Annotated in this window: 12 protein-coding genes; 2 read left to right on the forward strand and 10 right to left on the reverse strand. The window is 71.6% G+C overall.

The genetic code is table 11. The features are described from left to right. The first annotated feature begins 7 nt into the window (after positions 1–7). Positions 8–1,246, forward strand: a complete 1,239-nt coding sequence (locus ABZ953_RS14715) for a styrene monooxygenase/indole monooxygenase family protein (RefSeq protein WP_361722333.1) — start codon at positions 8–10, stop codon at positions 1,244–1,246. Here the strand turns inward: ABZ953_RS14715 and ABZ953_RS14720 are convergent. From ABZ953_RS14720 to ABZ953_RS14735, 4 genes are all read right to left on the reverse strand, one after another. Continuing rightward, positions 1,216–2,379: a C40 family peptidase gene (locus ABZ953_RS14720; RefSeq protein WP_361722336.1), complete on the reverse strand. Its 1,164-nt coding sequence runs from the start codon at positions 2,377–2,379 to the stop codon at positions 1,216–1,218. The genes ABZ953_RS14715 and ABZ953_RS14720 overlap by 31 nt on opposite strands. A 102-nt stretch (positions 2,380–2,481) precedes the next feature. Then, complete coding sequence (locus tag ABZ953_RS14725; RefSeq protein ID WP_361722339.1) at positions 2,482–2,826, reverse strand: hypothetical protein; 345 nt, start codon at positions 2,824–2,826, stop codon at positions 2,482–2,484. Positions 2,827–2,836: 10 nt separating this feature from the next. Continuing rightward, entirely contained in the window at positions 2,837–3,562 is a 726-nt protein-coding gene (locus ABZ953_RS14730; protein ID WP_361722342.1) for a TetR/AcrR family transcriptional regulator, read from the reverse strand. A 100-nt stretch (positions 3,563–3,662) separates the two neighbouring features. After that, positions 3,663–4,601 (reverse strand): diiron oxygenase, encoded by a 939-nt coding sequence (locus tag ABZ953_RS14735; RefSeq protein ID WP_361722344.1) that lies wholly within the window; start codon positions 4,599–4,601, stop codon positions 3,663–3,665. 125 nt (positions 4,602–4,726) lie between these two features. Between ABZ953_RS14735 and ABZ953_RS14740 the strand changes: the two genes are divergently transcribed. Further along, positions 4,727–5,833: a ferritin-like domain-containing protein gene (locus tag ABZ953_RS14740; protein WP_361722347.1), complete on the forward strand. Its 1,107-nt coding sequence runs from the start codon at positions 4,727–4,729 to the stop codon at positions 5,831–5,833. 7 nt (positions 5,834–5,840) lie between these two features. Here the strand turns inward: ABZ953_RS14740 and ABZ953_RS14745 are convergent, their stop codons facing one another. The 6 genes from ABZ953_RS14745 to ABZ953_RS14770 form a co-directional block, all read right to left on the reverse strand. Continuing rightward, positions 5,841–7,301 carry a penicillin-binding transpeptidase domain-containing protein gene (locus ABZ953_RS14745; protein ID WP_361722350.1) on the reverse strand — a complete coding sequence of 487 codons (1,461 nt, stop codon included), beginning with the start codon at positions 7,299–7,301 and terminating at the stop codon, positions 5,841–5,843. A gap of 83 nt (positions 7,302–7,384) precedes the next feature. Further along, positions 7,385–8,764 carry an FtsW/RodA/SpoVE family cell cycle protein gene (locus ABZ953_RS14750; RefSeq protein ID WP_361722353.1) on the reverse strand — a complete coding sequence of 460 codons (1,380 nt, stop codon included), beginning with the start codon at positions 8,762–8,764 and terminating at the stop codon, positions 7,385–7,387. 74 nt (positions 8,765–8,838) lie between these two features. Next, on the reverse strand, positions 8,839–9,189 hold the full coding sequence (locus tag ABZ953_RS14755; protein WP_361722356.1) for an SH3 domain-containing protein: 351 nt from the start codon (positions 9,187–9,189) through the stop codon (positions 8,839–8,841). Between the two features lie 201 nt (positions 9,190–9,390). Next, positions 9,391–10,692, reverse strand: coding sequence for a HAMP domain-containing sensor histidine kinase (locus ABZ953_RS14760; protein WP_361722359.1), 1,302 nt, complete (start codon positions 10,690–10,692; stop codon positions 9,391–9,393). Further along, positions 10,689–11,474: a hypothetical protein gene (locus tag ABZ953_RS14765; RefSeq protein ID WP_361722362.1), complete on the reverse strand. Its 786-nt coding sequence runs from the start codon at positions 11,472–11,474 to the stop codon at positions 10,689–10,691. The genes ABZ953_RS14760 and ABZ953_RS14765 overlap by 4 nt, the downstream gene beginning before the upstream one ends. 51 nt (positions 11,475–11,525) lie before the next feature. Further along, positions 11,526–12,098, reverse strand: a complete 573-nt coding sequence (locus ABZ953_RS14770; protein ID WP_361722759.1) for a class F sortase — start codon at positions 12,096–12,098, stop codon at positions 11,526–11,528. Positions 12,099–12,169: the final 71 nt, after the last annotated feature.

A 12,169-nucleotide genomic window follows, 5' to 3' on the forward strand; every position in this document is an offset into this window, starting at 1 on the left:
GACCTCCATGCGAAAGATACTTGTCGTCGGAGCCGGTCAGTCCGGGCTCCAGATCGCCCTCGGCCTCCAGGGCCAGGGGTACGAGGTCACCCTGATGTCCAACCGCACGGCGGACGAGATCCGGTCGGGCCGGGTCATGTCCACGCAGTGCATGTTCCACACGGCGCTGCAGCACGAGCGCGACATCCAGGCCAACTTCTGGGAGTCGCAGGCCCCCAGGATCGAGGGCGTCGGCATCTCCGTCGCCGGGCCCGACACCTCCCGCGTCATCGACTGGGTCGGCAAGCTCGACGGGTACGCCCAGTCCGTCGACCAGCGCGTGAAGATGGCGGGCTGGATGGACACCTTCGCGCAGCGCGGCGGCCAGCTGGTCATCCACGGTGCCGCGGTCGGCGACCTCGACTACTTCTCGCGCGCCTACGACCTGGTGCTCGTCTCGGCGGGCAAGGGCGAGCTGGTCTCGATGTTCGAGCGGGACGCGGAGCGTTCCCCGTTCACCGAGCCGCAGCGCGCGCTCGCGGTGGCGTACGTCCACGGGCTCGGCCCGCGCCCCGAGCACCCCGAGTTCGACGCGGTGCGCTGCAACCTGGTGCCCGGCATCGGCGAGCTCTTCGTGATGCCGACGCTCACCACCTCGGGCCGCGCGGACATCCTCTTCTGGGAGGGCATCCCCGGCGGCCCCCTCGACGTCTTCCAGGGCATCAAGGACCCGAGCGAGCACCTGGCGCTCACCCTCGAACTCATGGAGAAGTTCCTGCCCTGGGAGTACGCGCGCGCCACCAAGGTCGAACTGACCGACGCGGGCGGCACGCTGGCCGGGCGGTACGCCCCCACCGTGCGCAAGCCGATCGGCCGGCTGCCCGGCGGCGGCCTGGTCCTCGGCGTGGCCGACGTGGTGGTCGCCAACGACCCGATCACCGGCCAGGGCTCCAACTCGGCGTCCAAGTGCGCCGCCTCGTACCTCTCCTCCATCGTCGAGCACGGCGACAAGCCCTTCGACGAGGCGTGGATGCAGTCGGCCTTCGACCGCTACTGGGGGACGGCGCAGCACGTCACCAAGTGGACCAACGCGATGCTGGGCCCCCCGCCGGAGCACGTCCTGAACATCCTGGGCGCAGCCGGGCAGCTCCAGCCGGTCGCCGACCGGTTCGTCAACGGTTTCGACGACCCGGCCGACCTCGAGGACTTCTTCTTCGACCCGGACAAGGCGGCCGCCTACCTGGAGTCGGTCGCGCCCGGCGCCTGAGCCGACCCGTACCCGAGGTCGCTGCCCGCGGTGGCCCCCGCGGGCAGCCTCGGCGGGGTGTACCCGCGCATGGCCCGGCCTCCGGGGTCGGGGCGCACGGCGCCGAGCACCGGGTTCGCCCCGATCGGGGAGACCTTGACGCGGGCGCCGGGGCGCGGCGCCTGGACGACCTTGCCGTCGCCCAGGTACATCGCCACGTGCGTGGCCCCGGGGAAGTAGACGATCAGGTCGCCGGGGCGCAGCCGCGTCAGCGGGATGCGGCGCAGTTCGGCCCACTGCTCCTGGCTGGTCCGCGGGATCTCCCGGCCCGCGTGCGCCCAGGCCTGCTGGGTCAGCCCCGAGCAGTCGAACCTCTCGGGGCCCTCGGCGCCCCACTCGTAGGGCCGCCCGATCTGCCGCACCGCGTAGTCGAGGGCCCTGTCGCCCTGCCGGGAGGGCGCACGCCTGGCCGGGCTGCCGCTGAGCGCGCCGGACGCCTCGAACCGCCGCTCGGAGTCGGCGGTGTCCGTCTCCTCCGCCTGCCGCACCGCCGCCAGCTGGTCGGGGGTGAGGGAGGAGAGCAGCTCCTCGACCTCCTTGAGGCGGCCGTCGACCTCGTTCCGCTGCTTCTTCTGCCGGGCCGCGAGGGCGGCCCCGGTGTCCAGGGCCTTCTTGGCCTCGCCCGCGAGGTCGTCCGCCTTCTTCTCGCCGCCGACGAGGCGTCGCACCGTGGCGGCCCGGCCCGCGGCCGCCCGCCGGACCACGTGCCCCTGGTCGAGGGCGCGCTGCGGGTCGCGGGCGAGGAGCAGGCGCAGGTAGGGGGAGAGTCCGGTGGTGCCCTGGTACTGCTGCCGGGCGAAGCGGGCGGCCTCACCCCGGCTGTCGTGCACCGACGCGCGGACCTTCGCCAGCTTCCTGTCGAGTTTCGCCGCCTCGGCCCGCTGCTTCTTCAGCTTCTCCCCGGTCGCGTGGTACGTCTCCGAAGCCTCCTCCGCCGACCGGTAGAGCCGCTGAAGGTCCGTCAGAAGCTGGGAGACCGGACGCTCCCCGGGGTCGGGCGCGGGTGCGGGCACCGCGCTCGCCCCGGGCATGGTGGTGATCAGGACGCCCACCACGGCACCCGTGCAGACCCACCGCAGCAGCCTTCCTGACACGCCATCACCTCCGGTGCGTGGCGGGACCTCCGGCACGCACCGCGAGCATCGGCCCGGCTCCTGAGGGGCGCCTCCCGGCGGGGGGCGGTCGGCGCAACGAGGTCACTCGTCCGGGGCGGACGGGGTGGTCGGGTCGGTCGGGTCGGTCGGGGAGGGCGGAGGCTTTCGGCCCTCCCGCTTGTCCGGTTTCGACCACGGCCACTTCAGGCCGCCGCCCGTGTCGCCCTCGGCGTCGTACTCGTAGTGCCACTTCGGGGTGAGGGAGAAGCGCCGGTCAGGGGTGGCGGCGGCCGCCCGTCGGTACACCAGGACGGTCGGCGGGCCGCCCGCGTCGTCAGGGACGGGCACGCGGTACACCTTCGGAGGGTGCCCGGTCGGCCCGAGCAGGACCGGGAGCACCCGGCCGTCCAGGGGGCCACCCACGAAAGGGGTGTCTTCGCTCTTCACGCCTCCAGTGTCACAGCAGGTGCGCCGCGTCGGCCACCACGGGCAGCACGTGCCGGGCGAGGGCGCCGACGGGCCCTTCCGGCGTCTCCAGGGTCAGCGCCCAGCGCACGACCTCCGCCGTCTGCGCGTCACGCCCCGCGGTCGCCACGAGAACCGCCATGAACTGCTCCACGAGCACGTCCCGCAGCTCGTCGAGCGGCGGCTGCTTGTCCTCGTCGAGCCAGATCAGAGAGGCCGCCTCGACCGCCGTGATCCACATCCGCACGGTCATCCGCAGCCGCGGACCAGGCTTTGGCACGTCCAGGTGGCTGAGGATGTGTTCGGCGGCGGCCCTGCGCACGCCGTCCACTATGGCCGTCGTCCGGGAGGTCTCCACCACACTGCCGCCCTGCAGCAGCGCGCTGAACCCCGTGTCGTGCTGGTCGACGAAGGCCAGGTACCGGTCGAGCGCCCGGGAGAGCCGCCGGGTGAGCGGCCCGTCCGGCGGCTCCGCGAAGCACTGCTCCAGGTCGTCGGCCGCGGAGCGCAGCGCGGCCTCGTACAGTTGCTGCTTCCCGCCCGGGAAGTAGCGGTAGACGAGCGGCCGCGAGACCCCGGCCGCCTCCGCGACGTCGTCGAGATTGACTTCCTCGGGCGCGCGGTGCGCGAAGAGGGTGAGCGCGGAGTCCAGAAGCTGCCTCCGCCGCGCCTCGACGCTGAGGCGGCGGTACGCAGGGGTGGGCGCTGGCGTCGTCATGAAGTGCAGCGTAGTCCGGGGTGGCCGCACTCCGGGGGCTCCGCCCCCGGACCCCCGGTCGCCCTCCGGGCTCGTCCTCAATCGCCGGACGGGCTGGATGTCAGGCCAACAACCCCGAACTCCGCCAGAGCCGCCGCCCGACCCCCCTCATCACCCCGATGTCATCGAGGAAGTCCGTCAACCGCTTCGCCCCCGTCTGCATGACCTCCCGCCGGTGCCCGCTCGCCTTCACCTGGGCCATCGCCTCCCGCCGGTCGAGGCCGACGTTCGTATAGACCTGGGGGTTCACGAAGGCGATGGAGAAGACGCGGGCGGCCTCACCGCAGCTGATGCGCGTCAGCTCCCGTTCCCAGCGGGGCGCGGTCGCCATCTGGCGCCGCAACTCCTCGCGGGCGTACCGCACGTGGCGGGCCTCCTCGACGACGTGGATGCGGGTCACGCCGCGCACCAGCGTCTGGACGCGCTCGTCCGGGAACGTGAGGCGCTGCATCCAGTCGAGGATCTCCTCGCCGAGCAGCGTGCAGGCGAACGAGCCGGGGGTGGTGGAGACCGTCTTGAGGACGCGCGCGAGATTGTGGGTCAGGCGCGTGACGGGATAGGTCGGTGCGCCGCCCTTCTCGATCACCCGGGCGAACATCATCGAGTGCCGGCACTCGTCGGCGATCTCGGTGAGCGCGTACCGCACGTGGGCGCTGGTCACCGACTTGTCGTAGATGTGCCGGACGAGCAGCTGCATCAGGATGATCTCGAACCAGATGCCGAGCGAGGTGAGCGAGGCGGCCTCGTGCCGGGCGAGGTCGAGCCGCTGCTCCTCGGACATCCGCTTCCACAGCGGGGTGTCGTAGAGGGAGACGAGCTCGGGCGGCCAGAACCACTTGCCCTCCTCGAGCGGAGCGTCCCAGTCGAGGTCCTTGTCCGGGTCGAAGGAGTGCTTGGCGGACGACTCCAGGAGCCGGAGGGCCACCTGCTCCCGGTCCTTGAGCAGTCCGAGCGCGTCCCGCAGTCCGTCCAGGGAAGCGTCTTCCGTCACGGTCGTCATGACTGTTCCTGCCTTGTCGCGGGTTACCGGCGGTCAAGTCTTATGAGACTGCTTGTCAGTAAGGCCGTCAATCCCTTGCGCACGACTTGTTGACCCCTTGTCCAGCAACGTGTGAGCCTGCCCTCATGGCGACGCACGAGCTTTACACGAGTCCACCTGCGGATCTCAACTGGCAAGTCCCGTCGGCCAGTTCGGCCCGCTTCAGCTGGGAGTACGACGAAGGGCGCGAGCGGCTCCTCGCGCTCTACCAGAAGGGCAAGGACAAGCAGTGGGACGGTGCCAAGCGCATCGACTGGGCCCTGGAGGTCGACCCGCTCGACCCGCTCGGCACCCCCGACGAGTCCATGACGCTCTACGGCACGCCCCACTGGGCGAAGATGACCGACCACGACAAGGGCGAGCTGCGCAAGCACTACGCCTCCTGGCAGTTCAGCCAGTTCCTGCACGGCGAGCAGGGCGCGATGGTGTGCGCGGCCCGCATCGTCGAATCGGTCCCCGACCTGGACGCCAAGTTCTACTCCGCGACCCAGACCATGGACGAGGCACGGCACGCCGAGGTCTACGGCCGCTTCCTGCACGACAAGATCGGCATGCTCTACCCGATCAACGACAACCTCCAGGCGCTGCTCGGCGACACCCTGCGCGACTCCCGATGGGACATGCCCTACCTCGGCATGCAGGTCCTCATCGAAGGCCTCGCGCTCGCCGCGTTCGGCATGATCCGCGACACCACGGACAAGCCGCTGCCCCAGCAGATCCTCACCTACGTCATGCAGGACGAGGCCCGGCACGTGGCCTTCGGCAGGATGGCGCTGCGCGACTACTACCAGCAGCTCAGCGACGCGGAGCGGCGCGAGCGCGAGGAATTCGTCATCGAGGGCTGCTACTTGATGCGCGACCGGCTGCGCGGCACCGAGGTCCTGGAGAACTTCGGCATCCCGAAGGCGCAGGCCGACGAGTACAGCGAGCAGTCCGAGTTCCTGGCGATATTCCGGCAGTTGCTGTTCTCCCGCATCGTGCCGTGCGTCAAGGACATCGGCCTGTGGGGCAAGCGTCTGCAAGAGGCGTACGTCGACATGGGCGTCTTCGAGATGGGCAACGCCAACCTCGACCAGCTCATGGCGCAGGACGAGGAGATCGCCGAGAAGCTCGACGCGGAGCGCTTCGCCGCCGAGGAGCGGGAGCGCGTGGAAGAGGTGGCGGACGCGATAGCCTCCGGCGAGGCAGACTGACCACGGGTCAGTGGGCGCCGACCACCGCCTCCATCACCGCCTTGGCGATCGGCGCCGCGCTGCCGCCCCCGCTGATGTCCCCGCGGTCCGCCGACGCGTCCTCGACGACCACCGCGACCGCCACCGAGGGCTCCCCGTCGCCCGGCGCCTGCGCCCAGGAGATGAACCAGGCGTACGGCGTACCGGAGTTGTCGATGCCGTGCTGAGCGGTGCCCGTCTTGCCGCCGACCGTCACACCGGGGATCGCCGCGTTCGTGCCGGTGCCCTCCTCGACGACCTGCTGCATCATCTCGCGCAGCCGCATCGCCGTGTTCGGGTTCATCGCCTGGCGCAGGGACTTGACCCCCGTCGTGTCGACCACGTCGCCGTCATCGGTGGTCGTGCGGTCCACCAGATGCGGGGACTTGACCGAACCGCCGTTGGCCACGGCCGCCGAGACCATCGCCATCTGCAGCGGCGTCGCCCGGGTGTCGTACTGCCCGATGGAGGAGAGCGCGAGCTGCGCCTTGTCCATCGAGGTGTCGAAGTTGCTCGGGGCGACGGACGAGGGAATCCTGAGCCCGCGGTCGTTGAAGCCGAAGTCACGCGCCGTGCCCGCCATCCGGCCGAGCCCGGTGTCGACCCCGAGCTTCGCGAAGAACGTGTTGCAGGACCACCGGAAGGCGTAGCGGAGCGAGGCGTCGGCGCAGCCGTCCACCTCGTTGGTCAGCTGGGTACTGGTGCCGGGCAGCGTGTACGGGCTCGGGGACTTGGTCGGCGCGTCCAGGTCCGTCACCGTGTCCGCGTCGAGCGCCGCCGCGGCCGTGACCACCTTGAACGTCGAACCGGGCGGGTAGGTCTGGCGGATCGCGCGGTTCAGCATCGGCTTGCTCGCGCCGCCGTTCAGCTCCGCCCAGGCCCGCGCGACCTGCGCGCTCGTCCCCGACAGCCGCTCCGGATCGTACGAAGGGGCGCTGACCAGCGCGAGGATCTTGCCTGTCGACGGTTCGAGCGCGGCGACGGCGCCCCTCTTCCCGCCCAGACCGGCGTACGCGGCCCGCTGCGCCGCCGCCTTGATGGTGGTCTCCACGTGGCCGCCGGGGTTCTGCGCGCGCGTGATGTCGTTCCACAGGGGGAACGGGGCGAGCATCGGGTCGGTGCCGGAGAGGATGCCGTCCTCGGTGTTCTCCAGGAAGGTCGTGCCGTACACCTGGGAGGCGAAGCCGGTCACGGGGGCGTACAACGGTCCGTTCTTGTACGTGCGTTCGTAGCGGAGCTGCTCCCCGGTGTCCTTGGACCCGGTGACGGGCCGCCCGTCGACCAGGATGTCGCCGCGCGGCTGGTCGAACCGGACGATGGCGTTGCGGCGGTTGGCCGGGTTGGCGTCGAGGGAGTCGGCCTCGAAGACCTGGACGCGGGTGGCGTTGGCGAGCAGGGCGATGAGCAGCAGCGCGCAGAACGCGGCGGCGTGCCGGATGTACCGGGTCACGCGGCCTCCTCGCGGACGTACCGGGTCACGCGGCCTCCTCGCGGACGTACCGGGTCACGCGGCCTCCTCGCGGACGTGCCAGGTCACGCGGCCTCCCTGCTGACGGGCTGGCTGCCGACGGGCTGGCTTCGCGCCGAGTCGCTGATCCGGATCAACAGCGCCACGATGATCCAGTTGGTGACGACCGACGAGCCGCCCTGCGCGAGGAACGGCATCGCCATGCCGGTGAGCGGGATGAGCCCCGCGACGCCGCCCGCGATGACGAAGACCTGCAGCGCGACGATGGACGCGAGCCCGATCGCGAGCAGCCGCCCGAAGGGCTCCCGCAGGGCGAGCCCGGCACGGAAGCCGCGCTCCACGAGCAGGGCGTAGAGCAGGAAGATCGCGCAGAGCCCCGAGAGGCCGAGCTCCTCGCCCGCCGTGGCCAGGATGAAGTCGGACTTCGCGGCGAAGCCGATGAGGATGGAGTGTCCGAGCCCGAGGCCGGTGCCGAGCATGCCTCCGGCCGCGAACGCGAAGAGGGACTGGGCGAGTTGGTTGGGCCCCTGCCCCGCGTCGATGGAGGCGAAGGGGTGCAGCCAGTCCTCGACGCGGCTGTGGACGTGCGGTTCCAGCGAGCCGACCGCGAACGCGCCGAACGCGGCGAGCACGAGGCCGACGGCGATCCAGCCGGTGCGGCCCGTGGCGACGTACAGCAGGATCACGAAGAGCCCGAAGAAGAGCAGCGAGGTGCCGAGGTCGCGCTCCACGACGAGGACGCCGACGCTGAGCAGCCAGATCGCCACGATCGGTCCGAGGACGCGTCCGGTGGGGAGTTGGAGGCGCTTGAACCGCCAGAGGGTGCGGCCGGTGTACGCGAGGGCGTTGCGGTTGTCCGCGAGGTAGCTGGCGAAGAAGACGGCGAGCAGGATCTTGGCGAACTCGCCGGGCTGGATGGAGAAGCCGCCGACCCTGATCCAGATCCGGGCGCCGTTCACGGCGGGGAAGAAGATCGGCACGATCATGAGGATCAGTGCGGCGACGACGGAGAGGTAGGCGTAGCGCCGCAGTACGCGGTGGTCGCGCAGGAAGAGGACGGCGGCGATGAACAGGCCGACGCCGACGGTCGACCAGATCAGCTGGGCGGGGGCGGCCTCGTCGCGCGGTGTCTCCAGGTCGAGCCGGTAGATGAGCACCAGGCCCAGGCCGTTGAGCAGCACCGCGATGGGCAGCAGCAGCGGATCGGCGTACGGGGCGCGGAAGCGGACGGCGAGGTGCGCGAGGAGGGCGAGCACACCGAGCCCGGCGCCGTAACCGGCGGCGCCGGGCGGGACGGTGCCGTGCTTGGCGAGGCCGACGTCGCAGTAGCCGTACACCGAGAGCAGGACGGCGACGACGAGCAGGGCGAGCTCGGTGCCCCGGCGCCGGGGGACGGGGGCAGCGGGGACCGCGGGTTGTGCGGCGCCCGTGCTCGTTCCGGCCATGCCGGGAACGTAGCAAGCAATCGGCCCGAAGTCCGCTTATGTCGACTATGTCGGCCGAGCGGTGTGAGGGGGCGTCAGCACCAGCGCGGCGCCGGGCCGATGTTCGAGATGTAGTACGCGGCGCCCCAGGCCCAGGTCCCGTCGGTGAGCAGGTACCAGATGTTGTTGTTGACCACCCGGTCACCGCGCGTCTTGCAGAAGATGGTGACGACCTTGCCGCGCGGGACGGTGCGCACCACCTTGCTGCCGCGGGTCGGCGAAGTGCGGAGCAGGAGGCCGTTCTTGGCGGTGACGCGGCCCTTGTAGACGGGCGGGTTGTTGGTGGCGTCGTCGAGGGCGGTGGCAGGACCGGCGACGGTGAGGGCGGCGATGGCGCCGCCCGCGGCGAGCACGCCGAGCCGGGTGGCGGTGGTCCGCAGGGACATGGGGACTCCTCGGAGGGAGGGGCGGGTCGAGCGGCTCCGGGCAAGGCGCTCGCAGGCCGCAATCACACTTAAAGCGGCACAAAGCGCACCCGCAACCTCAGCTCACTCACCACGCCGTACCTCAGCTCACCACGCCGTACCTCAGCTCACCACGCCGTACCTCAGCTCACCACGCCGCACCTCAGCTCACCTCGCCGCACCTCACCTCGCGTCGCCGGAAGCGTCGGCCTCCTCGAACGGCAGCCGGAGCGAGGCCACGGCCCCGCCGCCAGGGGCCTGCGAGAACGTCAGCCGCGCGCCGAGCACCGCCGCCTGACCGAGCGCGATGGTCAGGCCGAGGCCGTGCCCCTTGGCGGACGTGGCCTCGGTGCGGAAGCGCTGCGGCCCGTGCTCCACCAGGTAGTCGGGGTAGCCGTCACCGTGGTCCCGCACCGTCACGACCGGCCCGTCGACGGTCACAAGGACCGGCGGGCGCCCGTGTTTGTGCGCGTTGGCGACGAGGTTGCCGAGCACCCGCTCCAGACGCCGCCGGTCGGTCTCCACGCAGACATCGCGTACGACGACGAGCTCGGTGCCCTCACCGGAAGAACGCACCACCCGCTCCGCCAGTGGAGCGAGTTGATGGGCGTCGAGGTCCACCCGCTCGCTCTTCGCGTCGAGCCGGGAGATTTCGAGGAGGTCCTCGGTCAGCGTGCGCAGCGCGGCGACCCGGTCCCGCACCAGCTCGGTCGGGCGACTCGGCGGCAGCAGCTCGGCCGCCGCGTGCAGCCCGGTCAGCGGCGTACGCAGCTCGTGCGCCACGTCCGCGGTGAACCGCTGCTCGGTCAGGAGCTTGCCCTGCAGCGTGGAGGCCATGGTGTCCAGGGCGCCCGCGACCGCGGCCACCTCGTCCTGACGGCGCGGGACCCCGCCGACGCTCGGCGCGGAGTGCGGGTCCTTGACGCGCGCGTCCAGATCGCCCGCGCTGATCCGCCGCGCCACCTGCGCCGTCAGGTGCAGCCGCCGCGTCACCCGCGTCACGGCGAACGCGCCGACGAGCAGCGTCGCGCCGATCGCGAGCACGGAGGAGCCGAGGATCGCCCGGTCGAGGCCGTCGATGGTGCGGGCGCCCTGCGCGTAGTCGACCTGGACGGCGATGGCGCGGCGGCCGTCGGCGGGCCCCGCCGCCCACATCGTCGGCCGCGACTCGTGGGCGGCGACCATCGTGCCGCGCTGCCCGTTCGCCGCGAGGTCGCGAAGCCCGCCGGGCAGGCCCGCCGGATCGACGCCCGCGCCGGGCCCGAGCCGGTCGCCCGCCTCGTACCGCTCGGTGACCTCCTTCAGCTGGTCGAGGGCCCGTTCGCGGGCCTGGCCGACGGTCTGGTTGGTCACCGAGACGTGCACGAGCGCGCCGAGCAGCGCGGCGAGCGCGCAGCACATGACGGTGATGAAGACGGCGGCCTTCCAGGTGAGGGTCGCCGTCCAGGCGGGGAGCCGCGGCCCGCGCGGCTGCCGGTGGCTCATCGCCCGCCGCCGGAGCCGGAGCCGGAGCCGGAGGGAGTGGGGGTGGCAGTGGGGGTGGGGCGGGGCGTGGCGGGCTTGGGGGTCGTGGGCCGGTGCGACTTGGGGCGGGACGCGTTCCCGGAGCGGACGATCTCGTCGCTCTTCGGCAGCATCGCCTTCTGGTGCGAGTCCCAGGACCAGACGGTGTGGTACTCGTACCCGGCGAGGCTGGAGATGGCGCGGATGATCAGGTCGCGCCCGGCGAGCTCGACGCCGAGCACCGCGTCGCTCATCTCCATGATCTGCGTCAGCTGCCGCCGCTCCTCGGCATAGACGCGGACGTCGAGGTTGTCGTCGGGCGTCGAGATGCCGACGATCAGGTCGTCCTTGCCGTCGCCGGTCAGGTCGCGGTAGTACGCCTTGAGGACCGGGCAGCGCCCAGGAGAGCCGTCCTCGGCGCAGTCCTTGAGCCGCTCGACCGTCTCTTTGTAGGTGCGGTCGGAGGGTTCGTACGTTCCCGGGTTCTCGGTGAAGTCCGCACGGACGACGTCGACCGGGTCCACCTTGTGCAGGTCGCCCTTCGGCACCTTCACGCCCTTGACCTTGACGCTCTCTATGGCGCCGTAGTCCTCGGCGGGCACTGAGGGCGACGGCAGGCCGGGCCAGAGGTGGGTGGGGCCTTCGGCGGTCGGCGTCGCGCCGGCGCTCCGCAGCCCGCCCGGGTCGCCGCAGCCCGCGACGGTGAGCGCGGCGAGGACGGTGAAGGCGGCGAAGGCGGCGGGCGCGAGCCGACTGCGGTGCACTGCACTCCTGCCTGCCGCGGGGTGCGGCCTGTCGTGTCACCAGGCCTGTTGTTACGACACCAGGTCTGCGTAGAGAATGATGTTGTCCGAGCGGTGGCCGTTCACGATCGGCCCGCCGCAGGTCAGCAGGCGCAGCTCGGGTCGGCCGGTAGCTCCGTACACCTTATTGGTGGGGAAGTCCTTCTTGTCGACCTGCTGGATCTCCCGGACCCTGAACGTCGCCGTGCTGCCGTCCGCGCGCGGGACCTGGACAGTGTCCCCGACCTTGACCTTCGCCACGTTCTTCATCAGCGCGGGACCGTTCGCGGTGTCGTAGTGGGCGACGATCACGGCGGCCCCCTTCTCGCCGGGCGTGACCCCGCCGGTCCACCAGCCGGGCTCGTCCGCCTTGTCCACCGGCGGCACCTGAAGCTCGTTGTCCGCACCGACGCTCAGGCCGAGCATCGACGTCGCGTCGACGCCCGCCGAGGGAATGCGCAGCCCGGTCGGCTCGGACGCCTTCAACGGAGTGACGGCCTGCTTGGCCTGGGTGGTGGCGGCGTTGTTCACCTTGACGTCGGGGGCCGGGTCGCTCTTGCCGCCCTGGCCGCAGGCGATGAGACCGATGCCGAGTGCCGCGGTCAGGGCCGCGACGGCCGCGATGCGGGTGGTGCGACGGCGCTGCCGGGCGGAGGCCGGTGCCTCGTCGGGTGCGT

The organism is Streptomyces sp. NPDC046465, assembly GCF_040646035.1.
GTDB lineage: Bacteria > Actinomycetota > Actinomycetes > Streptomycetales > Streptomycetaceae > Streptomyces.

Excerpts from the sequence above, each read along its gene's own strand:
- ABZ953_RS14715 (WP_361722333.1), top strand. The coding sequence starts at position 8 with ATGCGAAAGATACTTGTCGTCGGAGCCGGTCAGTCCGGGCTCCAGATC.
- ABZ953_RS14730 (WP_361722342.1), bottom strand. The coding sequence starts at position 3,562 with ATGACGACGCCAGCGCCCACCCCTGCGTACCGCCGCCTCAGCGTCGAG.
- ABZ953_RS14735 (WP_361722344.1), bottom strand. The coding sequence starts at position 4,601 with ATGACGACCGTGACGGAAGACGCTTCCCTGGACGGACTGCGGGACGCG.
- ABZ953_RS14740 (WP_361722347.1), top strand. The coding sequence starts at position 4,727 with ATGGCGACGCACGAGCTTTACACGAGTCCACCTGCGGATCTCAACTGG.
- ABZ953_RS14750 (WP_361722353.1), bottom strand. The coding sequence starts at position 8,764 with ATGGCCGGAACGAGCACGGGCGCCGCACAACCCGCGGTCCCCGCTGCC.
- ABZ953_RS14755 (WP_361722356.1), bottom strand. The coding sequence starts at position 9,189 with ATGTCCCTGCGGACCACCGCCACCCGGCTCGGCGTGCTCGCCGCGGGC.
- ABZ953_RS14760 (WP_361722359.1), bottom strand. The coding sequence starts at position 10,692 with ATGAGCCACCGGCAGCCGCGCGGGCCGCGGCTCCCCGCCTGGACGGCG.